Origin of the sequence: Dyella acidisoli (assembly GCF_030160295.1) — a bacterium.
Taxonomy (GTDB): Bacteria; Pseudomonadota; Gammaproteobacteria; order Xanthomonadales; family Rhodanobacteraceae; genus Dyella_B; species Dyella_B acidisoli.
In genome coordinates this window covers 16675-37290 of the sequence record NZ_BSOB01000022.1, presented here as the reverse complement: position 1 = coordinate 37290, position 20616 = coordinate 16675, and the positions used below count along the sequence as shown (strand labels likewise).

The 20616-nt window shown below is 59.2% G+C and carries 18 protein-coding genes; 10 read left to right on the top strand and 8 right to left on the bottom strand.

Features of this window, described 5'->3' with window-relative positions:
• The first annotated feature begins 10 nt into the window (after positions 1-10).
• From QQJ86_RS12850 to QQJ86_RS12805, 10 genes are all read left to right on the top strand, one after another.
• Positions 11-1324: an FHA domain-containing protein gene (locus tag QQJ86_RS12850; protein ID WP_284321353.1), complete on the top strand. Its 1314-nt coding sequence runs from the start codon at positions 11-13 to the stop codon at positions 1322-1324.
• A gap of 96 nt (positions 1325-1420) precedes the next feature.
• Entirely contained in the window at positions 1421-1795 is a 375-nt protein-coding gene (locus tag QQJ86_RS12845) for a hypothetical protein (RefSeq protein WP_284321352.1), read from the top strand.
• Positions 1796-1821: 26 nt separating this feature from the next.
• Positions 1822-2226 (top strand): hypothetical protein, encoded by a 405-nt coding sequence (locus QQJ86_RS12840; RefSeq protein ID WP_284321351.1) that lies wholly within the window; start codon positions 1822-1824, stop codon positions 2224-2226.
• 55 nt (positions 2227-2281) lie between these two features.
• Positions 2282-3022 carry a type III secretion system inner membrane ring lipoprotein SctJ gene (gene sctJ, locus QQJ86_RS12835; RefSeq protein ID WP_284321350.1) on the top strand — a complete coding sequence of 247 codons (741 nt, stop codon included), beginning with the start codon at positions 2282-2284 and terminating at the stop codon, positions 3020-3022.
• Entirely contained in the window at positions 3012-3704 is a 693-nt protein-coding gene (locus QQJ86_RS12830) for a hypothetical protein (protein WP_284321349.1), read from the top strand. Before sctJ ends, QQJ86_RS12830 begins: the two co-directional genes overlap by 11 nt.
• Positions 3701-4339, top strand: a complete 639-nt coding sequence (locus tag QQJ86_RS12825; RefSeq protein WP_284321348.1) for a FliH/SctL family protein — start codon at positions 3701-3703, stop codon at positions 4337-4339. Before QQJ86_RS12830 ends, QQJ86_RS12825 begins: the two co-directional genes overlap by 4 nt.
• Positions 4320-5660, top strand: coding sequence for a FliI/YscN family ATPase (locus QQJ86_RS12820; RefSeq protein WP_284321347.1), 1341 nt, complete (start codon positions 4320-4322; stop codon positions 5658-5660). The genes QQJ86_RS12825 and QQJ86_RS12820 overlap by 20 nt, the downstream gene beginning before the upstream one ends.
• Positions 5657-6151 carry a hypothetical protein gene (locus QQJ86_RS12815; RefSeq protein WP_284321346.1) on the top strand — a complete coding sequence of 165 codons (495 nt, stop codon included), beginning with the start codon at positions 5657-5659 and terminating at the stop codon, positions 6149-6151. Before QQJ86_RS12820 ends, QQJ86_RS12815 begins: the two co-directional genes overlap by 4 nt.
• A 7-nt stretch (positions 6152-6158) precedes the next feature.
• Positions 6159-6920 (top strand): type III secretion HpaP family protein, encoded by a 762-nt coding sequence (locus QQJ86_RS12810; RefSeq protein WP_284321345.1) that lies wholly within the window; start codon positions 6159-6161, stop codon positions 6918-6920.
• Positions 6921-6931: 11 nt separating this feature from the next.
• Positions 6932-8422, top strand: coding sequence for a hypothetical protein (locus QQJ86_RS12805; protein ID WP_284321344.1), 1491 nt, complete (start codon positions 6932-6934; stop codon positions 8420-8422).
• Between the two features lie 185 nt (positions 8423-8607).
• Here QQJ86_RS12805 and QQJ86_RS12800 read toward each other — a convergent pair whose 3' ends face one another.
• The 8 genes from QQJ86_RS12800 to QQJ86_RS12765 form a co-directional block, all read right to left on the bottom strand.
• Positions 8608-11679 (bottom strand): LysM peptidoglycan-binding domain-containing protein, encoded by a 3072-nt coding sequence (locus QQJ86_RS12800; protein ID WP_284321343.1) that lies wholly within the window; start codon positions 11677-11679, stop codon positions 8608-8610.
• 146 nt (positions 11680-11825) lie between these two features.
• A complete protein-coding gene (locus QQJ86_RS12795) occupies positions 11826-12893 on the bottom strand; it encodes a GGDEF domain-containing protein (protein WP_284321342.1) in 1068 nt (355 codons plus the stop codon).
• Positions 12894-13157: 264 nt separating this feature from the next.
• Positions 13158-14867 carry a thiamine pyrophosphate-dependent enzyme gene (locus QQJ86_RS12790; protein WP_284321341.1) on the bottom strand — a complete coding sequence of 570 codons (1710 nt, stop codon included), beginning with the start codon at positions 14865-14867 and terminating at the stop codon, positions 13158-13160.
• 48 nt (positions 14868-14915) lie between these two features.
• Positions 14916-16349 carry a TolC family protein gene (locus tag QQJ86_RS12785; RefSeq protein WP_284321340.1) on the bottom strand — a complete coding sequence of 478 codons (1434 nt, stop codon included), beginning with the start codon at positions 16347-16349 and terminating at the stop codon, positions 14916-14918.
• Positions 16330-18246 (bottom strand): FUSC family protein, encoded by a 1917-nt coding sequence (locus tag QQJ86_RS12780; protein ID WP_284321339.1) that lies wholly within the window; start codon positions 18244-18246, stop codon positions 16330-16332. The genes QQJ86_RS12785 and QQJ86_RS12780 overlap by 20 nt, the downstream gene beginning before the upstream one ends.
• Positions 18230-19255 (bottom strand): HlyD family efflux transporter periplasmic adaptor subunit, encoded by a 1026-nt coding sequence (locus QQJ86_RS12775; protein ID WP_284321338.1) that lies wholly within the window; start codon positions 19253-19255, stop codon positions 18230-18232. The genes QQJ86_RS12780 and QQJ86_RS12775 overlap by 17 nt, the downstream gene beginning before the upstream one ends.
• 15 nt (positions 19256-19270) lie before the next feature.
• Positions 19271-19645: a YtcA family lipoprotein gene (locus QQJ86_RS12770; RefSeq protein ID WP_284321337.1), complete on the bottom strand. Its 375-nt coding sequence runs from the start codon at positions 19643-19645 to the stop codon at positions 19271-19273.
• Positions 19600-20394, bottom strand: coding sequence for a helix-turn-helix domain-containing protein (locus QQJ86_RS12765; RefSeq protein ID WP_284321336.1), 795 nt, complete (start codon positions 20392-20394; stop codon positions 19600-19602). The genes QQJ86_RS12770 and QQJ86_RS12765 overlap by 46 nt, the downstream gene beginning before the upstream one ends.
• Positions 20395-20616: the final 222 nt, after the last annotated feature.

Sequence of the window (20616 nt, the reverse complement as noted above, 5' to 3'; positions counted from 1 at the left end):
TCCTCAAACCATGAGCAGCCAAGTCGTCAATCGAACTCATAACGCGGAGCGGCCGTCTCCGCGCGTGCAGCTGCGCCTGCGTGTCTTCAGCGGTGTACACGCAGGAGCGGAATTCCGGTTGCCTGAGCGCGGCATTCTGATGATCGGTCAGGCGGACGATTGCGATCTGATTCTTGGCGATGCGGATATTCAAGATCATCACTGCGTGCTCACCGTGGTGGGTGATCAGGTGCTACTGCGCGCGCTGAACGGTGATGTCGAGGCGCAAGAAAGGCAAATTGCCGAGGGAGAGAACATCACGCTCGAACACTTCGCCATGGTGCGTCTTGGCAAGGTGCAGTTTGCCGTGGGGCCGCACTGGAGCGAGCGCTGGCTGAGTCTTGCCGATTCCGCCGATCATGCCGAAGCCGCTCTGGCGAGCAAACAGCTGGCCAGTCGACGGCGCGGTGTTTTGGCGATCGTCGGTTTGTTGCTGATGTTCGCTGTGCTCATTCTGGTGGGAAGCTGGAAGGTGAAACACCCTACACCGGTTCATCTGCGCACCGTCGGCGAGCAGTTGGAGCAGACGCGAGGCATCCTGCGGCAGATGTCGTTGCAGCATGTCGTGGCGATCGTTGACGACGGCAATCGGCTGATCGTGCGTGGCGTCGTGGGTAATGTTGCTCAGTTGCCCCAGCTCAAGCAGAAGCTTTCCGAGACGGGTCTGACTACGGAACTGGAAGTGCGCGATTGGCCGAGTGTCGCCAAGCAGGTGAAAGATATTTTCGCCATGCATGGCTACACGGTGGAAACGCGCTTGCTGGATGAAGGACTGATCGAGGTCGATGGCCACTTTGGTGATGCGGACAGCACCGAACGCGTCAAGCGCGATGTGCTTGGTTCGACTGATATGCAAGGCCTCAATAATGACGTCGGTCTCAGCCTGGCGCTGCGTAATTACGACGAGCACAAGCCCGAGCCACCCAAACTGGATGAAGGCAAGCTCATCCGTCACGTCAGCAGTGGTGCCAACAGCTACGTGGTGACCCGCGACGAGTCGCGCTACTACCCGGGCAGCGCATTGCCGCAAGGCGGCATCCTGGTCGGTGTCACCAGCGACGACAACATTTTGGTCCGCATGCCGGACAACACCTATATGCAGCTCAACAAGGACGATAAATACGTCACGCCGCATCCACTGGGCGACATGGATTCGGTCGCCATGGCGCATTTGATACCGGCAGCATCAAGCAGCAGCGCACCTGGCCTTCCCCCGGGCGTGGTGGCGCAACCCGCAGCACAACCCAGCGCAACGGCGGAGGCTCCCGTGCCGAATCGTCGTTGAGTGGCAAGCATCGTCGAACCGGCTGCATCAGGCCGGCTCGATAACCACGGAGCCCGCCCATCAGTGAGGCCCCCCTTCACCAGGCAGGAGACGATAATGAGCAACAACACGATCAACACAAGCGGTAGCAGTCAGTTCGCCAACACCATGATCTCAAACGGCGCTGCCTCGGCAGGCCAGACGGTCAGCACTGATCAATCCAACAGCTGGTTCGAAGCCATGGCCAAGGCATGGGGCAATGCGCTCGATCAGCAGGCCAACAAAGTCACCGCATTGTCGGACCAGATCAACAATGGCTCCGATGCCAGCGCCGATGGCCAGAACGGTGCCACCAGCGGTTCGGACAATCCTTCCGTGCTGACGCAACTGACGGCGGAGAGCCTGAAGATGCAGTTCATCTCGACCAGCGCATCGACCTCGACCAATGCCGTAGGCCAGGCGTTGAACACGCTGGGCCAGAAGCAGGGATAAGCAGTTAGCCATTGGGAGATTCCTCCATGAACGTGCTTCCGACTCAAATGGTCAACGTGGCCGACTTTGCTGCGACACAATCCCCCGCAGCCGCGCCGGCACATGTCGACGACATCGCGAAGTTCCGCCAAACCCTCGCCGACGCGGCACCGGCGAATGTTGCGCAGACAGAGCAGGTGGCACCCGTGCCGCAGGAGCTGTCAGCAGCGGTCAAGGCGGTGTTGAACCAGTTCGATTCGCTCAACGGTCGTACTGCTCAGCTTGGCAAGCTGGCGGACACCATGCGCAGCAGCGGTCGCGATCTGGCGCCAAGCCAGATCATCGACATGACGATGCGTTGCCAGGAAATGGTGTTCCAGGCGGAGCTGACCTCGAACGTCGCCAATCGCAGTTCGGATGGCGTGCAGCAATTGTTCCGCCAGCAGTCCTGAGGTTGGCGTGATGCCTAAATGGACGATTGAAAAGAGGTGGCGAGTAGCAGCCCTGATGCTTGCATTGGGGCTGCTGGTCGGCTGTTCGCGCGAGGTTTTGTACAACAAGCTCGACGAACAGCAGGCCAACGAGGTGGTGGCCGCGTTGCTCAATCACAGCATCGATGCAGACAAACGTCCCACCGAACGCGGCGACGGTTGGCAAGTTGTGTTGGATCGCCATGACATGCCTGCTGCGGTGGCCGTGCTGCGCGATGCGGGTTTGCCGCACCAGAGCATCGACAACATCAGCCAGATCTTCAAGAAGGACGGTTTCGTTTCCTCACCGCTGGAAGATAAGCAACGTTTCATCTACGCCCGCGAACAGCAGCTTGGTCATACCTTGCGGCAGTTCGACGGCGTGGTGGATGCCTATGTGTATTTGTCGATTCCCGACAAGAGCCCGATCGATGACAAGCCGCCGAGCGGTTCTGCGTCGGTCGTGATCATTGCGCGTCCCAATGCCGGTATCGAAAGCCGTGCGCCGGACATCAAGGCTGCCGTGATGAACGGCACCGACGGCCTGACCGACCCCAGCCGCGTCACCGTGCAATTCTTCCAGCGCTCACCCACCGAGCTTCCAGCCGGTGCCGTGACCACGGGCGTTTTGCGCGGCGACATGACTTCGCTGGCACTGATCGGTTTTGCAGTGCTGGTACTTCTGCTTGCCTGCGCGTTGCTGTGGCGCAATCGTGGTGCGCTATTGGGCAGCCGGCCGCGTTCACTGGCTCGGTCGAGCGTGTCTCATGAACGTTGATTACAGCGTGCGCCAGCAACAGGCGCGAGCGTTGCTCGATGGCCTGCATCCGGTGCGTTTCGGAGATCTGCCAGAGCCGCTGCTGAAACAGGCACTGTCTTCCAACGCGGGTCGACGTCATCTGGCAAGAGCAGCGGTGCGATATGTGCCGGGCGTATTCGCGCCGGATCATGAGCGTTGGCAGTGCTGGCAAGACGAGCCATGGCTGCAATGGCCGCAATCACGCATACAGGCGTTTAGCCAGACATTGGGTGCGATCGCCCTCGGCCCCGCATTGCGCATGATTGTCGAACGAAATGCCGTGCTGTTTGTGCGCAACGCGCTGGGCATCGAAAACTGGCGCTATGCGCAGAGTGCGAATCCATGGCCGGAATCGGAATCGGCGCCAGAAGCGATTCGCAATATGGGCGAGGCCGTGCTGAAGCGCTGCGGCAGTGATGCCCATGCGCTAAGTACCGCCGTGCTTGAGCGTGGGAAAATCGAGTTCATCGGCTATGCCGAGCGTCGGCATGAAAGCCTGGCAGCGCGACTGGCGCTTGCTTATGCGGAAGTGTCCGCGGGTTCCTGCAAGGGAAGCTGTTGGTTGCCCGCATCAACCGTACCGATGCTTCTGGCTGAGCAGAAAGCGCTGGACGTCGATTCGTCGACCGAGCTCATGACTGCGGAGGGGCCCATCGAATGAACGCACTGGTTGTTGATCGCGATCGCTTTCAGATGCACGTCAAAGCCGGCGTGATTCCAGCGGCTGCCTGGACCCCGCTTAGCGAAGCACAAAGCATTATCGAACAGGCCAACGCATTGCTGCGCCAGGCCGAGATCGAGCGCGAACAGATTTTTGCGCAAGCGCGGCGGGAAGGGTTGATAGAAGGGCGCGAGGCCGGTTTGCAAGAATGCGCCAAGGCATTGCAAGCGCTTATCGATGCGCGCGCAGCCGCCACTGCGGAGCTGCGCAAGCGCGCAGGCGACATCGCCATCGGCGTGGTGAAACACATCGCACCGGCTATCGGTGCGGAGCGAATCGTTGCCTCGCTGGTTGCCGAAGCCATGCAAAAGCTGGTGTTCGAACCCCATCTGCTGGTGCGCATTCATCCCGATATCGTCGCTCAGGCGCGCAGCGAGGTGGCCGCATTGGGTGCTGCCGCTGCGCCGGACATTGAAATCATCGGTGATCCAGGCTTGGATCGTTTCGACTGCATCATCGAGTCCGCAGGCGGCATCGTGCGTGCGGGTTTCAACGAACAGCTTGAGCAGGCGAGGGTGATCCTGGCCGCAGCAGAGAAAACCACCGGAGGGAGGCGTGAACGCACAGGCGTCTAACGACCTGCCGTCGGCCGGCAGCGACGATCCACTGCTGCGTGCGCTGAGCAGGCGCGATACGTTGCAGCACGTGGGTCGCGTCGCAGAGGCCTATGGCACGTTGGTACGGGCAACTGGCGTGCGCGCAGCGATTGGCGAACTGTGCCTGTTGGAGCAGCACGACACCGGCTTCAGCATGCCGGCTGAAGTCGTCGGTGTATCCCAGCAGCAGACGCTGCTTACGCCGCTCGGTCCGCTGGAAGGCATCTCCACGGCAACGACCGTGACCGCTACGGGCAAGCAGGCGACCGCGCCTGCCGGCAAGAGCCTGCTCGGCCGTGTCATCGATGCGCATGGCCAACCTTTGGACGGATTAGGTCCATTGGTGGACATTGAGCAGGTGCCGCTCTATGCAGCTTCGCCGAACCCGTTCGCACGGCAAGCGATCGACGAGCCGTTGCCAACCGGTGTGCGCGCCATCGACGCCACGCTGACGATTGGTCGTGGCCAGCGTACCGGCATCTTTGCGGTAGCTGGCGGTGGCAAGAGTACGTTGCTAGGCATGCTCGCGCGCAACGCGCAGTCAGATGTCAACGTGATTGTGCTGGTCGGCGAGCGCGGTCGCGAAGTGGGTGAGTTCCTGCACGACAGCCTTGGCGAAGAAGGATTGAAACGCAGCGTGTTGGTGGTTGCGACCTCGGATCGCCCGGCATTGGAGCGCAGTCGCGTGGCTTGGCTAGGCACGGCCGTTGCCGAGTATTTCCGCGACTGCGGCATGCACGTGTTGCTGATGATGGATTCAGTCACGCGCTTTGCACGCGCTCTGCGTGACGTTGGCCTGGCGATGGGCGAGCCGCCTGCGCGGCGCGGCTTCACGCCATCCGTCTTCTCCGCATTGCCACGCCTGTTCGAGCGTGCGGGCACCAATGACAAAGGTTCGATCACCGCGTTCTATACCGTGCTGATGGAAGACGAGGACGGCAGTGATCCGATCGCCGAAGAGGTTCGCTCGATCCTGGATGGCCACATTTATCTTTCGCGCCGCCTGGCCCAGGCCAATCATTATCCGGCCATCGACGTGCTCGCCAGCGCCAGCCGTTTGATGCCACGGGTGACACCGACCACCCATCAACGTGCGGCCGGCTTGCTGCGTCGATACCTGGCCAAGTACCGCGAGATCGAGATGCTGCTGCAACTGGGCGAGTACAAGGTAGGCGGCGATGCCGATGCGGATACTGCCATCGCGCGTATCGAAGCCATCAATCAATTGCTTCGGCAGGATACCCACGAGCCTGCCGAGTTCGCCGCTACACGCAACCGACTGATCGGAGTCTGCACATGAGCGCGAGTGTGAGCAAATTTCCGCTCGAGCCGTTGCGCTCGGTGAGAGAGATCCGTTTGCGCAAGCTGGAAACAGAGATGAAAGCTTGTCGCGAACGGTGGGCCGCCGCCGAGCGTCGCCGCATCGAAGCAACGGAAAGATGGGATCAATCCCTGCAGCATCGGGAAAATTTCGCCGCGTCGTCGTGGCGAGAGTTGCTTGATAAGGGATCGCCCACGGGGGCGGCACTGAACCGGCATGAGCGTCATCTTGCTTTGCTGGATCAGGTTGTCAGGCAACTGCGGGCTGAGATGGATGCGCGCTCGCGTGAATGCGCAACCGCGGCCGAAGCTTTGGAGCAGGCTGCCGCTGACTGGCGACGCGCGCACAGCAAACTCGACGCTTTGGGGGAAATGAAACAGGAGTGGCTGCGCCAGGCGCAAAGCCAGCAGGCGTTGCGCGAGGAGCACAGCCTGGAAGAGCTCATGCTGCGTCATCCAACGTTACGCTGAGGTCGCTATGCATACACAACCGCCCACTTCGCCATCATCCCATTCGTCGGCCTTGTCTACGCGGCGCGCTACGCGCGAGGCGCATGCCGAAACCCCGCAAGCCGGCAATCCTGAAAACGTAAATCGCTTCCGCACCTTGATGAATGGCAAGCGACAAGATGTGCCGGATGGTTCCCCGGATAGCAGCCTCGGCGAAGAGAGCGCTGTTGATATCGAGACTGCCGATGTCGAACCCCATGCATTTTCGCCGGACCAGGAACAGGCTTTGCGCGATTTGCTGCAACGCCAGTTGAACGAAAAAGGTGATCCGTTGCTCAGCCTGCTTTCGCCACGCAAGGGCGACGACAACAGCGAGCAGCAAGATGATGATCGAGGCGACGGGCAGGGTGCGGCGAACATGGGGATGCAAACCTTGCACCTGGCGCAACAAGCGATAGTGCAGAGCGCCGAGCAGCCTGCAGCCGCTTCGGCAGCCATGGCGCCAGCCTTGGCGGAGCTGATCGAGCGGCATGTGAAGCAACTGCTGGTGCCCGACGCAAGCAGCCACAGCGCAGCGCAGTCGCGCGAAATCATGATCACGTTGAAGGATGGTCTGTTGCCAGGCACGGAGCTATGGTTGAGCCGCACCAGCGATGGCTGGAAGCTGCGCGCCGATACTCGCTCCAGCGCGGCCTATCACAGCTTGGTCGAAGGTGCGCCGCAGCTGATCGAGCGCTTCGCACAAAGCAGGCTCGGCGCGTTGGAAATCACGCCCACGTTGCTCGCCTGATTGGGTCGGCCATGTCTGATTCTCTATTGCAGGCGATCATCAGCGGCAATCCGTTGGGTCTGCCCGGGCTTGGGTCGAACGATAGCGGCGTGACGATTCTGTTTCCGCTCTCCATGGGCAATACGGTGACCGATCTGGCAAGCACGCTGAACGTTCCCGTTGATTCGATTCTTGCGGTGAACCCTGGTCTGCAAGCGGATACTCCGCTCACGGTCAGCCAGGTGATCGGTCTTCCCGAAGGCCACATCAACCAGATCATGCGCAGTTTGGATCCTGGGCTTGGCCGAAGTTATGGGTCATCGCCGTCATCGTCATCGCAGGGTATATCGCCAACGACAAGCATTCCACATGGGGGTTATCTCGATCATCTGGTCCACGATGGCATGCACATGGCGCCGCCATTGCTCCGGTCGATGCCTGCGGCTTTGGACATGTACAACACGCCGAAGCAGGATTCGCCACTCGCTTCTCAAGGCAGCGAGGAGGCTACAGATCGTTGGCGTGTGAGTGTTGACCCGCATTTGCTCGCGACGGGTGTAAGCGAGTCGCGCGATGTGCCTGCCGCCATCACGTCCGTGTCCGTGCTGTCGCTGACATCGAGTTCGGCGCAGGCATCAACCTTGATATTGACGCCGACGCCGACGCCGGCACCCACAACGGTGCCGGCACCCGTGCCAGCAACAGCACCGGAGATGCAGGCGTCCAACATCGATCCCCGCAACGTCACGCTTATTGCATCGGGCTACGGGCGGAGCGTTGCTGAAAGCCCCTTGAGTTTCGCGCCGGTCGAAAGACCTTTCATTCAGACCCAGCAGGGTCGAGGACGTAATCCTCCTTTAAATCCACCGCCGCCTCTCATGTTGGTCGATGGAAGCCGGCCGACCGTACAGGTGACATGGGTGGTGCCTCCGCGCAGCACGGAATTTGTTCCGCCAGTCGTCACCCAAAACACGACGGTGGTGCCCGCCGATAATCGTCCTTTTACGTTGCAACTCATGGCGCTTTTGTTGGCGCAGTCGGATAGTTCCGCTGCCACGACGGCTTCACCGCAGGGGCCATCCTTTATCGATCCGCAGGCCATTGCAGCGCTGGTGGCCACGATGCGCACCACCAAGGTGATTGATCTTGGGGCAGGGCGCAGCATGGAATTTTCGTTGGCGGCCGATCGTATGCGGCGTATCGATCCGATCGGGCAAGAAGACCGTGTTACCTCGCGGCGAACTGGCGCTGGCTTGGAGGAGGTGCGTGTTAGCCCGCGCAACGCAGAGGACGTGGAGCAGACCGACGAGCAGCGCGAGCAGGGGCGCCGCCGGCGTGCAGCGATTGCAGCGATGCGGCGCCGCCGCCGGCTTCGCAGTCGCCGCTGCCGCTATTGGCATGGTGCTCGCAGCGATTTGCGTCCATCAGGCACGGTGCGTTACCCGAAGCGTATGGATTTTGCCGAGTTTCAGAGTCGCCAGCCGCCACGGTATATGTGGAATGCGGGCGGTGGGGGTAGCTGAGCTTTTGTTTCCCCCTGCTTGCAGAGGCTTGAGGGAGACAATCTCGCCATAGTGTTTGATCAAACCTCATCGTCATTCCGGCCTTCGTGCGCCGGAATGACGATGAGGAATAGCCAAACGTTACGATGGGGTTGCTTCACCCCACCCCAACCCTCCCCTACTACACGTAGGGGAGGGGGCATATATCAACCAAGCTCCCCTATATATTGCTGCGCCTGACCGGCAGACAACACACCTGCACTCTGCGCATTTTGCACAGCACTAACCGCAGCTTGCGACCAGCCGTTATAGCCATATCCGCCGCTTCCCACTTGCTGTATCCAGGTGCTGAGCGTGCCGTTGTTCTTCATGATGTTGATAATTTCGGCCTGATAGGCAGCGTCGTGATTGCCTTTCAACAGATTGCCAACCTGATCCGGCTGCTGTGAGGTTAGTAGCTCATAGCCGTAGTCGGCTTCGCGGCGAGCATTGCCGTCAGCACTGAATACATCGGGCGCGTGGCTTTGCACGAATGCCTTGGCGTTGGCAAAACCACCGCTGCCAATCCGATCTACCAGTTGGGCGGCGTTGGTGAGCGGCGTGGCGGGATTGCTGGCCATCGTGCGCTGGTTGTAGAACGTCGTGACGTAGTTCGGATCGTCCTTCGCTAACGCCGTCAGGAAGTCGTTCACGTCGGCGGGTTTGATCTGGCAGGCTTTGACCAGGTCAGTGATGCCCTGCGTGTAATTCGTGCCTTGGTTGAAGACCTCCGGATGCGTCATCAGTATTTCTTCCGCCTGATTAAGGCCGTCTTTTGACGGATTCGTATCGAGGCCTAACTGTTGGGTGAAAGTGCTGAGCGCGCTGCCATCCTTCGCAAGCGTCTCTGCCGTGTCTTTCTCGATGCCGGCAGCTTCCAGGTACTTCACTTGTTCTTCCTGGAATTCGTGCTGCTCCTTGTTGCCCTCAAGTACGTGGGCCACCAATTCGAATGGGGCGGAAATCAACGTGCCGATACCTGTCACGACCTCGCCGGCCACCGATGTGATCGGGAAGTTTTCCATGAAGCTGCCCATGACCGAAATCACGTCGCCGGCCATCGCGAGCGCAGAGAAAGCGCCGATCGCACTATTGGGATTGTTCTTGGCAGCATTGAAATCTGCAGCGAAGGCCGACGTGCTGGCGACGACCGCCAGGCCAGGCACAAACTTCGCGCCCAACTTGGCCATGGCTTCAGCCGAAGCGTTGAAGGCACCGAACCTGCCTGCATCAGCCATCACTTGCAGTACGCCTGTACCCACCTCGGAGACGTCACCGCCAGCCATGGAAAATGCGTTGATCATTTCACTGACTTGGTCGGCATTGGCGCCGTTGAGACTGTCGACGGTTATTCCAGCGGCCGCCCACACTTTGCCACCTACGCCCATTTCCTTGTAACCCTCGGCGAATTTAGCGGCGTCGAAGGCTTTGGTGTCGCCATTGGACAATGCCTCAAAGCCTTCCTTGACCTGATTCCATCCATTGCGACCCTTGAACACCGGATCGGCCAGCTTGAGCAGATCGCTACCAGCCATCTTGGTGTCACCGTTGTCTTCGATAAGCAATTCTCCCTGGGCGGATTTCACCGCGTCGGGGAGAAATGTGCTTTGGTAGTCAGAGAACTTGCTGAAGGCTTTCGAAGCCGCGGCATCGTTTTGCACATAGCCGGCGAATTGCAGCGCGGTCTTGCCTTGGCCCGATTGCGACACGTCTTGCATCATGGTGTAGAGCTGTTTCGCCGCATCCTGGTTGTGGCCGGCTGCAAACACCAGGCTTGCCTGATTGTTCTGCATGTAGGTGGCGAGCGTCTTTGCTGCCTCGGCATCCGCTTTATAGGCGTCCGCGTTGTCCGGATCGTTGCGATACGCCTTGATGAAGGCTTGTTTCTGGTCGTAGGTCAACGGCCCGGATTGAGCCAGCAGTTGGGCGAGTTTCTGGTCCTTCTCGTCGGCTGCACTGTGTGCGGCTTCGTACGCTTTGAGCGGACTGCCACCGTTGTTGGCGAGGTAATCCTGTACACCCTTCGCACCTGCGTCGAATGCAGCATTGGCTTCCTGGGTGCGGCCGCGTTCCTGCAGCGCGTTGCCAAACGCAATCGCGAAGTTCGGATTGCCAGCCGAGCCATAACCCGGACTGGCGAGAATGCTGCTTTCCAATTGGTCACCGTCGCCGCGGGTCAGGGAGCCAACTGCGCCAGGATTGCTCGCATAAGCCTCCGCCGTCTGCTGGATCACTGCATTGGCCTGATCGCTGCTGCCGAGATTGGCGAGCACGCTTTGCACAGTGTCAAAGGGGACCAGGCAACCCGCGCCAGTCAATTGCAATTGCGCAATCTTCTGGATCGTTGGCATGCTCGCTTGTGTTACAGCGGTTGCCAATTCGGGTGGCATGCCATCTGTGGCGGATTGAAGATTCCCGGCCGCTTGCGTCGCCTTGTCGATACTCCAGTATGCGTCTTCCGGCTTGGTGCCGTTGTAGGGCTGGCCGATATCTTGCGCGGCCTGGTTGATCCAGCTCTGTACTTGCGGGTTGGCCAGGACCGCGTTGATGACCTCGGGTGACTGGCCTTGCAAGGTGATCTGCTTCAGCTTGTCGGCGGCACTCCAGTCGCCCGTGAAACTCGGGATCAACGCGTCAGCGGTTGATTTGACGCGATAGTCGTTGATGGATGCGGAGATGTCCGATTGCACCGCCGTATCGCCCTGATGGCGTTGCAAGATGTTTTGGCCAAACTCCGTAATTAACTGATCAGTCGGCGTGCGAAAGTCTGGCGGCACTCCTGCATTACGGCTGGTGATCTGGCCACTGATTTCATCGCTGATCGCCTGATCCATGGCCGTCTTCGCTTGATCGACAGCGGTGTTTGCCGCGGTGATCGTGCTGCTTAGCTCCTGTCGCAAGCCGGCGCTGTGCGGCAAACTCTGCATTGTATTGTTGCGCGCTGTGACCGCAGCGTTATAAGCGGCAATTGCCGCATCGGTTTTTTGGGCCGGCGTTTGAGGCTTGGGTGCCGAATCATCCTTGGCGGGTTGCACGGCGTTCGGCGGCAAGGTGAGTACCTGGTTTGCATGAAGCCCAGTAGTGACGCTGATGCTATTGGCCCGCGCCAACTCTTCCGGCGTAACCTGATATTTCTGCGCAACGCTTGTGACCGAGTCACTTGCTTGTGCCGTATAGGTCTGCGGAGCAGGTTGGGGTGGAACGTAATTGCTGACACTGCCGCCGGCGTCGATACGCATGACACACCTCACTCGAATAATTTTTCGACTAAGGATTTAACGGCCGAAATCCACGCCCGCAAACTGGGGTTATCCCGAGCTAGGGATTTCCCTGGACTAGGGATTTCCCTAGGGATTTGTCAAGTAAGTGTCGAGTCTCACATTGATCAAGCACGACGTGGATTCGATTGCCAAGGCTTGTTTTCTTTTTTTGCCTTGCGTGCGCGCTTGGACATGTACATCGCCGCGTCGGCCTGGTTTAAAAGTGTCTGAGCGTCGCAGCATCCGGGCTCGGCAATGGCAATGCCAATGCTGGGGCCGTTGTAGTGGAACTCGACGGCGCCGAGGGCAAACCATCCACGCGTGGCGCTCCTCCACCGCTTTCTTAATGTGACTGCTGCTGCGTCTGCAGTTTCACGCTTGACGGTTGCCACCACCACGAACTCATCGCCGCCGAGACGTGCCGCAAAGTCGCCGTTGCGCAAAACGCCGAGCAAGCGCCGGCCCATGGCTTCCAGGAAACGGTCGCCTACGTCATGGCCGTATTCATCATTGATCGCCTTGAAATCATCCATATCGATAAAGCCCACGATCACTGTGTGCTCAGCCGAATCCTCAGCGAGGCGTCGTTGCATGTCTTGCATCAGGGCTCGGCGATTGGGCAGTTGCGTTATCACGTCCGTAAGCGCGGTGACCGCCAGTGAGCTGTTGGCGTGGTGCAGATCGACAAGCAGCTTTTCGCGTTCAACCTGTTGGCTGATCAGCTGGGCGAATAACTGCAAAATGTCTTCTGCGCCGTTCATCATGGGCTTACGCACTTCGCTGGCAGCGCAGAGCGTGCCGAACAGTTCACCATGCCCGATGCGGACTGGCGCGCTGACGTAAGTGGCAATGTCCAGTGCGCGTGCGGCTTCGCAATCGCCCCAGCAATTAGCTACGTCGTCCGTGTAAGCGCGCCCTTCTTCGAGCGCGCGTTTGCACAATGTCCCATCCCATGGCACCGACAAACCTTCGGGAATATGCATGTGCTGGGTGTTGAGCGCGAACATCACGTGTTGAACGCCAGCCCGTTCATCCACGGTCGTGAGGTAGGTACTTTCCAGGCCCGTGAACCGCTGCAATAGCTGCAGGAGAGGACGAACGAGGTCTTCCAGCGTATGCGCGTGGGTAACCGTGGTCGCCAAGGCGCCGAGCAGATCGCGAGGATGGGAAGGCGGATGCTGGGCTGGAGTCATGACGGGTTACCGGCGAAAAAGCCGTTTTCTTGACGGAAAATTCACCATGTCCGGTGGTCTGTCAAGTGACATTCATTCGCATGGCAATCTGTTCACATTCGTGACGATTGAAATGATGCGCATCCTTGCGCAGGATGCGCACATTTTTGGCTCATATTTAGTGTGTTATGAAACTGACTTCATGTGATTTGGAAGTCCAAAGCTACGTGGTTTTGTCCGACTTTTCTTGCCCACGGTCGGTAATGGATACCGTGCGTAGGCACGTCAAATGTTTTCGCGCACCAGTTCCAGCACATCCGCGCCGCGCCCATGCAGGATGGCCCGCGCCGAATACAGCGCCATGCCGACGACCGGCTTGAGCTCGACAAAAGGCGGCTTGACCAGTTCGAGCGGGCTCACCGGAACATTGAGCAGCGCCGGTCCTGGCTGAGCCAGCCACTCTTGCACGGCCGCTTCGATCTCCGAAGCCTTGCGCACGGTCTTTCCCCAGATGCCGATGGCTTCGGCCACCTTGCCGAAGTCCGGGTTCTTCAAGTGCGTGAAGGTTTCGAGCATGCCTTCCGATTTTTGCTCGATTTCGACGAATCCCAGTTTGTTGTTGTCGAACACGACGATCTTGATCGGCAGGTCTTCCTGGATGACGGTGAGCAATTCGCCGAAGAGCATGGAGAGGCCGCCATCGCCACACATGGCGATCACTTGGCGCTCAGGTGCTGCCTTCTTCAGGCCCAGTGCGTTGGGAAGTGCCGTCGCCATGGTTCCATGCAAAAGGCTGCCGAAGATGCGGCGTTTGCCGTTTGCAGTGATATGGCGAATCGCCCATACGATGGGGGTGCCGTCGTCGCCGGAGATAAGTGCATCTTCTTCGGCGTATTTGTTGATCAGGGAAGTCAGGTACGAACCTGGAATGGTGTCGTTGTGGCCGGGAACCAAGTGGCTCTTCCACGATGCCATGGCCTCGTGGAATCGTTCGACGTATTCCTCCTGGAACGACGCATCGTCGTTTTCTTCCAGGCTTGGAAGCAGTGCGCGCAGCGTGGGTTTGATATCGCCGACCGCGCCGAACGTAATGTGATGGCGTCGCCCGAGGTGAGTAGGATCGATGTCGATCTGGACGATCTTCGCCTTGTCGGGATAGAACTGGCGCCACGCAAAATCGGCGCCCAGCAACAGCAGTGTGTCGCAATCGAGAATGGCGTTGTAACCGGCCTCGCTACCCAGAATGCCGGTCATGCCCACGTTGAAGGGATTGTCGGGTTCCAGGAAGCATTTGGCGCGGGATGTGTGGGCGACAGGCGCCTTCAGTATTTCCGCTACCGCACGGATTTCTTCCAACGCATTTTCGCAGCCGGAGCCGGCGTAGATGGTGATCTTTCTGCTGGCGTTGAGGATCTTGGCGATCTCGTCGATCTCTTCGAAATTCGGAGTGATGGTAGGCTTGCTGTGGTGAACCTGATACGGGAAATCCTCATGCACTTCGCCATGAGAGATGTCCACCGGCACGATCAACACCGCAACGCCCTGCTTCGCCAACGCGGCTTGGCAGGCCATCACCGCTTTCTTCCTGGCCTGGTCGGGCGTCAGGATCATGTCGCAGAATACCGAGCATTCCTTGAAGACAGTTTTGAAGTCGACTTCCTGGATGAATTCGAATCCCAAGTCGTTCATCATCACTTGGCTGGCGATGAGCACGAGCGGTGCACGATTGCGATTGGCTTCGTACAGCCCGTTGATGAAGTGCAAACTGCCCGGTCCACAGCTGCCCGCGCACGCGGTCAGATTGTTGGTGAGCAGTGCTTCTGCGCCTGCGGCAAAAGCGCCGGCTTCCTCATGCCTAACATGCACCCAGTCGATCGAGCTGCGTTCCAGGTGTTCCGCAAACAGATTGAGCGTATCGCCCACGATGCCGTAGCAGCGTTTTACGCCGGCCTGTTCGAGAACTTCAACGAGAATTTCCGCAACTTTCTTACTCATGGCGTACTCCGCATGGTGGCGTGGTGGGGAAGGCCGGTTCGGTTGAAGCTAGTGCGAGGAAGGCCGTCGTCCCATGGCAAGGTCCAGCGCCGCGCGCGCGATGCCTACGCTTGCCTCGGCGTCTTCTTGACTGGCTTCGGCTTGGGCGAGCACAGCTTCGTTGCTGGTCAATTCGGTGATGCTTGCAAGGCCCCGCCGATACGAGTCGAGTGCGGCTTGATAGGCGAGTTCGGAAGCGTGCACATAAGCCAGCGCCTGATTGCGATTGTCCAGGCTGGTCTTCAAATTGTTGTAGGCCTGCACTATCTGCTGGGAAGCGTTGTCTTTGGTTTCCGCCAAGGCATCTTCGGCAGCCGTTTTTTGTGAGACAGCCAGCGAAACATTGGTGGCGCGTGCACCACCATCGAACAGCGGCCACTCGAACGACACGAACAGTGCGTTGCCGGTTCGATCGATGGACGAGTACGGACCTCCGTCACTGCTGATCTTCCCGATGTTCTGGAACACCTGCGCTGACATGCTGATCGTCGGTCGATACGCCGCGCGTGCCGTCTCGATCTTGGCGTCGGATGCCGCCACTTTGTCCGTGGCGGCCAACACGTCCGGGCGGGATTGCAAGGCTTCATCGATCAACGCGCGAATCGGTGCGAGTGTTTCCGTTGCTGGCGCGTCTGCGGGAGGCGTGATCTCAAAATGCGTTTCCGGCGGTAGCCCGATCGTGGCGACCAAAGTTGCGAATGCCGTATCCGCCGTGCCGGTGGCTTTTGTCAGCGCCAGGCGCATCGCTGCCGTCTGTCGTTGCGCTTCGGCAAGCTGCACCACGGTGGCGCGGCCATGTTTTTTCTGATCGACGACGGCCTGTTCGGTCAACATAGCGGCATCCAGCGCCTTTTGCGCTGCGTGCACTTGTCCTTGCGCGGACGTCGCTTCGAAATAGGCTTCTGATACGTCGAACACCAGTTTTTCCTGCGCGCCGAGCAAGCCTGACTGGGCAGCAGAAGCATTGTGCCTGGCTTCCTCGACTTGCCCCTTGCGGCGGCCGAAATCGAACAACAACCATTTCAGTTCCAGGCTTGGGAAGACTTCCCGCGTGGAAGAAACGAAGTAGCCTTTGGCCGAAACGTTGGGTGGGATAGCCAGCGGCGTGCGCTGTATGCCGCCCAATGCCTTGACATCGAGCTGCGGTGAATACTGGCTCTTGGCAAGTTTGATGGCCAAGTTCGCTTGTACGGCTTCCTGCTCGACTTCGCGCGTCTTGGGATTGATGTCCAGCGCAAGGGTGAGAAGCTCCGGTAGCGCATATACGCGGTTCTCGAGCACGGGCGCATCAGCGCGTGTGGCGACAGTTGTTGCATCCTGCGCGGAAGCGCCCACCCAGGAGACCGATTGTGCATTCGCCATGCCCCAAGGCGCGAACAGCGTGGTCGCGAGAACTAGCGGAAAGCACACAGCAAGAGGCGACTCAGATCGTGCGCGATGCATGATCGATCTCCTCATTAAGTTGTTGCCGAGCCTGGTCCAGCAGCGTGGACGGTGTACGACCAACATCCCCTACATATGTATCGGAGCGAGTGCCCTTTGAAAGCGCCATCAACCGCTGCGATGCGAGCCGGTCTGCTTCCTCGTCATGAATAGGCGACGTGGCGTTTTCCTTAAGCCGAAGCACGACAAAAACCGCCGATGCAAGTTGCTCAACATAGCGGGCTTCGGATGCCAGGCGATCAGTCGTTCGCCATTCGAACATACCCCGTGCTTTCAATACGGATCCTTCCGCGATCTTCTTGCAGATATCTGCTTTCATCGAACCGATAGCGGTTGCGTCTTTGGTGACGAGCAGCGCACCTAGCGCGCCAATCGCGGAAGTCCATTTGGTGCGCGCCTGGTCCAGTGCACTGATCGGCCAGAGCGTCGTGAAGAAAATGGTGATCCAGATATTGCCGATCACGATGCCGACCACGCGATCACGCAGCACCGTGAGATCTTCCGTTGGGCCGTAGCCTTGCAGTACACCCAGGAAGAAGGCGAACGCTATTTGCATGCCGCCATAAGCGATCGTCTCGCTGCTGGTGGAAATCCATGCACAGAACGCCGATACCGCAGCGATAAGCAGGCACAGCTGGCCGATATCGGTGAGCGAGGGCAGTACAAAAACAATGCAGAGTCCTGCGATAACGCCGCCAATGATTGCGCCGGATAGTCGCAGGGTGAGCTTGTGGACGCTTTCGCCAACCGTGGTCAGCGAGACGAAGAAACACGTGGTAATCGCGGTGCGAATGCCCGGCCAATCAAGCAGTGTGTACGTTGCGTAGGAGGCCAATACCGCACACATCACTTTGAATGCAAAGCGCATATGCGCACGCTGTTCCAGCGTGTTTGTAACAGCTTGTTGGGGAGAAGCTGTAGCCGATACGGCTGGGGCCTTGCCAGACGCTTCGTCACGCAACTCGTTGAGTGCGCCACGAAGGGCGGCCTGCGAAGGATCAAGCTCAGCAGATGTCGACTCGGATTCGCTGTTTGCAACATCGACCGTGATGCCGCGGCGTTGTAAAAAGAGGCGTCGGCTTTGACGGAGGGATATAGCCAAAGAACGCCTTGAAGCAAGGGGAGCACTCGAAGGGTGGTATCGAGCGATCTGCAGCACTTCCAACAGGGTGGCGATCATGCGACTGTCTTCCTGCGCAAACGCCTTGACCTTCTTGTTCCACAGAAACGCCTTGTTCATGAGCTGGCCGAGCGACAGCAGCTCGCCGCGTAAGTGCGATGGGTTTGCGGAGTAGGGGTTTTCGATATAGGCCGCGACCCGTTCCATCAGCTGGGCGGCGCGCTTTCGCGCAAGCGCAACGGGATTCTCGCCAGTCAATAGATGCGCGAGCACGGCAACGCCCACCGGCACAGCAATGACTACCCACAGCCACAGCACGGTATGGGTTACGTACTCCGTGCTCGGCACATCATCCAGCAACGTTTGCGACAGAACCAAGATAAAACCGGCCAGAAAGGCGATCGGTCCCAGTCGGCTGGTTCGCGCGAGAAAGATCCCGGCCAGCGTGCTGGCGGCCAGCAACGGAATTCTCAAGGCAGGAGCAGCGGCGTCGAACACATAAAGCAATATGGACGCCGCGACTGCCAAGGTGACCGCAACCAGTCCACCTACCGCCGAGATCAGAGTCGATGCAGCATCTTCCTGGCTGACCAGAAAGACGAGATAGGCGATATAAGCGGGCAGTGGAATCTGAAACGTCATCGCGATGGCGAGGACGATGGCGGTACATCCGGTGATGCGGATGATCAAGCGAATGCGGGTGTCATTGAGTGCGAGTTCACGGCGCAGCAGCGCTGTGAATCCGTCCCGCGCTTGAAGTTCAATCGGCGTTGGCATGGCTCACCCGCACAGAAGCTGTTGCACCGATTCGAAGAAACGGCTGCGAAGGTTGATCCAGATGCACCCACACCGGGAAACGTTGCGCCACGACCACCCAGTTCAGATTGCGATCCACCTGCGGCAGGCCAGGGCCGGCCAGGCCCGCTGGTGCCACACCCGCGCCCAGGCTTTCCAATACGCCATGCAACGGTTGGCCTTCGTGTCCCATGACCCAGATCGACGCGGCGTCCCCGACGTGCAGTCCGCGCAGGTCTGTTTCGCGGAAATTGGCGACGGCGTACCAGCTGTTATCGTCGATCAGCGTAAAGAGTGGATGTCCAGAAACCGCGAACGATCCCAGTGCGAGATCGAAGCCCACCACCTTGCCGTCCACCGAGGCGCGAATAACGGTTTCCCGAAGATCGCGGGCCGCCAGCGCCTGCGCTGCCTGCGCACCCAGCAGTTGTGCTTTCAGGCTTTCCACATCGCCGATCGCTTCCTTGGCTTGCGCCGCCTGCTGTGTGGCAGCCGCCAGCTGCGCTGCTGCCGTGCGTTCGTTTGTGCGCGCTTCGTCGATTTGCTGCGTGGTGACGAAACCCTTTGCCAACAGCGGCTCCATGCGTGCGAGCGTGTTGTGGGCTAATGCCAATTGTTGACGCGCGCGGTCGACTTCGCGGGCGGCAGCCTCGGCACCGGAACCTTGTGCATTCACTTGTCGGCCTGTGAGATCGATCTCCGCCTGCAAGGCTGCTACTTGAGCATTGGCTTGCTTCAGCTTCAGCTCGAACGGTTCCGGATCGATTTGCAGCAACACGTCCCCTTTGTGGACGAACTGATCATTGCGAACATGGATGGCTACGATCCGCCCGCTGACTTCCGGCGTGATGCCTGCGCTGTAAGCGAAGATGTAGGCGTCATGTGTCCTTGGACGTTTGTCCACGACAATCATCGACACAACGATGAGCGCCAATGCAGAAGCGATGGATACGATGGCAATGATGCGGCCTAGCGCGGTTTTGTCGTGCATGGTCGATGTCTCCATTCAGCCCAGCCACACAAGCCAGATGGCGAGTGTTGCCGCCGTCCACATGCACAGGTAGACGATGACCGGCACGGGAAGCGAGGCATCGACGCCGGTTTTAACCAGTACGCTACGGACCACGGCGACGAAGACGATGCCGAGGAGCGCGCACACCATCCACGTCGGGAAATAGGACCCGAGGATGTTTCGCGAGGGCGACGCGCTGCATGCCGTTATCGCCAGCGAGAGGCACGACACCAAGACCTCTTGGAAATAACGTCGCTCGCGTGTTCGTTTATATGAGGACATCTGCATAACCTTTTCTGGAAAGATCCTTTGCGTGAATACGGTCAGGCAGCTTCCACGCGCCTGTTGTTTGCCAGCGACTTTCGCCATGCACCCGGCGCCACGCCCATCTTTTGCGTAAACACACGGCTGAAATGGCTTTGGTCGGAGAAGCCTGCGTTGAAGGCGATTTCCGCCAGCGAGACATCGGTATCCGCCATGAGATCAAGCGCCAGATCGACGCGGCGGGACAGCAGCCATTGATGTGGCGACACGCCGATGCTCTTCTTGAAACCCCGCGCCAGTGCGCCTGCAGACAAGCCGCACGCTTCCGCCAGTTCATTGATGGAAACGCCGTCGATGAGCCGTTCGCGCAAAATCTGTGTGGCAAGGCGTTGCTGCCATGGTGCCAGCGCACCCCGCACAATGTCGGGACGTTTTTGAGAACCGCCGTAGGTGGATGTCATATACACGCACAGGCCTTGCAGCAGATGATCTACCAAGGCCTGATTCGCGGGAGCAGCCGTATTGAATATCGGCAACAGCGTTTGTCCGATACTGCCGACGATGGTATCCAGGAAGCATTCGTCGGGCTGAACGGCGAGATCTACAATGCTCTTCTTCCCAAGCTCCTCGCTGGCCTCGACAACGGCTTGGCGCGGCAGGTAGAAGTACAGTGAATGCAGCGGATCGCCGATGTACGCGATGGGATCGCGCCGCAAATCCAGGACGTAGATCGTGCCGCCTTCATAAGAGGTCGAACACACGGAACGACCGTCGCACCAAAGCTCATGGGTGCTTTGCTTGCGCAGATTAAGACAGACAAGGTAGGCATCGTCGTTCCCCATCGGGGACGTCATGCCGTAACCCATTTTGTCGATCCGAAGTTCCGTCACCGCAAGGCGTATGCCGCGCCTTGTCTGGCTATGGAGAACGGGAGGATTGTTTAGGCGAAACGAGCGGCCAAGCCGATCGCCGAATGCACCGTGATACATGCGCGTCTTTCCGAACCAATGGTCGTCGAGCGTCCTTGATTGAACGTCGTCCTGGATGGAACGTTACGCGCATGCGTCCTTGGCCGA